Genomic DNA, 2,148 nt, shown 5'->3' on the forward strand with positions numbered 1-2,148 from the left:
GGATAACCATGGCGTTATGCTTCCTCCAGGTTTTGCGTGAGCCAGTCGTTCAATATCTGGCGGGTTCGGAACAAAGGATAGCTCCTTTTTGGAATATAATCACATGGTACCCGACAATTAAGGTCGCACACTGCTGGAGGCACTCAGCCGCATCGTTATTGCATGGCAAGATGAGAAAAGCCGCTGTTTGTGAACCAGTGATAAGAATGGGTTATGTCATCAACCATGCCAGGTTCAGCGCTGTGGCAGTGTTGTGCAGGCGCTTGTCCCTGGTCCACAGGCGCATATTGCCATCGAGCGCCACGGCGGCCAGCAGATGCACATCGATGAACCCGATACCTTTACCCATCAGTGCCCGATGTTCGATGAAATACAGCGCCTCATCGTGGGTGGCAACACGACTCTGAGGCAGATTCCTAAACAGCCGGAGCAGGTTGTCCCGGTTCTGCAAATTGCCACAGGCCAATTCTCCGATGATGAATGGATGCATCACCACTTGATTACTGTTGAGCAACGCCACCAGCCTGTCGTCTCCCTTGCGCAGATGTTCGATCCAGATGGACGTATCGACCAGGATCATACAGGATCAGATTGGCGCCGTGGGATGGGTTTCAACTGAGGTTCGCTGCCGCCAAGATTCGCCAGCCTGCGGGCGCTTTCACGTTCGATAAGTGCACGTAAACCTTCCCGCACCAGGGCGACTTTTTCAGACAGCCCGGTCAGTTGTTGCGCTTCCTCCAGCAGCTTGTCATCAATGTTCAATGTCGTACGCATAATGCTTGCCCAATATAAGAGGCATCAAAATAGCCATCATTAGGTGCTAATAATGATGCGTCATTGATGCTGTTGTCAAACCACCAACCCATCCTTGATGAACTTCCGCCACTGCAGTTTGGCAGCCGCCAGCGATGATTGATATGACAGGCTATAAAAAAGCCCGCTGTTATGCGGGCTTGTGGACTTGCTGGGATGTTATGGAATTGATTTGGGGCGGTGGCTACCGAAAAACATTGCTATCTGATTGATAGATATCGTATTTATATTTTCGGTAATTCGAGGTTGTCCCAAAAGTTATCCCCGCTGGTTACAGTTCTGCAGCATCTTTGGTCTTACGCGTGTTGCTGGTGATTAACATCCTCGCCGGCCTGGATCAGGCTCTCCAGCGGGATGTGCAGACCCTTCCAGAGCTTGCGGATCATTTCCAGCGTAAGGGGGCGTTTGTGGTTCAGCACCTCGGAGACGCGGCCACTGTGTCCGATATAGGGTTCCAGGTCCTTGCGCCGCAATCCAGCCTGTTCCATGCGGAACAGGATCGCTTCAACTGGATCAGGCGGGGCAATGGGATGATGCCTGGCCTCATAAGCCTCGATCAACGTGATAAGGACGTCCAGCTTATCGCCATCGGGAGTATCGGGTTCGGCTCCCCATAAAGCTTCTACTTCTGCCAGGGCGGCATCATAGTCCTGATGGGGCGAATTTCCACTGCTTACTTACCTTTTAAGTCGAGCTTGTCATATTTGGCATGAGTGCCGACAAACTTCACGAACATGGCCTGTCGCACATAGTCCACATCAACCACCAGCCGGTATTTGTTTCCTGCAATATTGAACACAACCAGCGAGTCGTCAATGATACTGGCATTGCCGATCTGCGCATGCTGTTCCTCTGGCAAGGCGATGAATGTCTCGAAGATGGTTTCGGTCAGTTCCCCAAAACCCACGTCCAGATCCACATCCCTGGCCTCGAAGTACCGGGCCAGCAGCTCATTCGATACCTGGCTAAAGGACTGGCGATTTTGGTATTGGTTTGCCATGTTTTCATTCCCTGTTTGGACGAATCCGGTTAGCATATACGCAGAACATTTGAAAGCCAGCTCAAAACTGCAGTTACGCGATGGCAGAGACTAAATCGATGGCCCTGATCGTTTGTATCCAACCTGTCTTGAAGGAGGGGTTCCGGGTGGCTGCCTAGAAGTAACGGCGCAGTCTGGTCAACATGATCGAGGTGATAATCCGCGATTACTGCAGCCGCTGCCAGGCATGGAGAGCGAAGCGAAGGCTGGTAGACCCCAGTAGCCGCGAGGCCGCACTGTTTTCCCGGCGTGCCTTGCGCCAGAGGGAAAACAAAGTAGGCCTCCGAACGCGGCGT

The 2,148-nt window shown here is 52.4% G+C and carries 4 protein-coding genes; all 4 read right to left on the reverse strand.

The genetic code is table 11. The annotated features are described in order from the left end of the window. Positions 1 to 211: 211 nt before the first annotated feature. Positions 212 to 580 (reverse strand): type II toxin-antitoxin system VapC family toxin, encoded by a 369-nt coding sequence (locus tag ACOCD2_RS17380; RefSeq protein WP_293647701.1) that lies wholly within the window; start codon positions 578 to 580, stop codon positions 212 to 214. Then, entirely contained in the window at positions 577 to 774 is a 198-nt protein-coding gene (locus ACOCD2_RS17385) for a type II toxin-antitoxin system VapB family antitoxin (protein ID WP_293647702.1), read from the reverse strand. The genes ACOCD2_RS17380 and ACOCD2_RS17385 overlap by 4 nt, the downstream gene beginning before the upstream one ends. Before the next feature lie 335 nt (positions 775 to 1,109). Next, the gene (locus ACOCD2_RS17390; protein ID WP_374109616.1) at positions 1,110 to 1,448 is read right to left on the reverse strand and encodes a helix-turn-helix domain-containing protein; all 339 of its coding nucleotides are present in this window, start codon (positions 1,446 to 1,448) and stop codon (positions 1,110 to 1,112) included. 38 nt (positions 1,449 to 1,486) lie between these two features. Further along, entirely contained in the window at positions 1,487 to 1,813 is a 327-nt protein-coding gene (locus tag ACOCD2_RS17395; RefSeq protein ID WP_293647704.1) for a type II toxin-antitoxin system HigB family toxin, read from the reverse strand. Positions 1,814 to 2,148: the final 335 nt, after the last annotated feature.

It is taken from the genome of Thiolapillus sp., from assembly GCF_048562965.1.
GTDB lineage: Bacteria > Pseudomonadota > Gammaproteobacteria > Chromatiales > Chromatiaceae > Thiolapillus > Thiolapillus brandeum_A.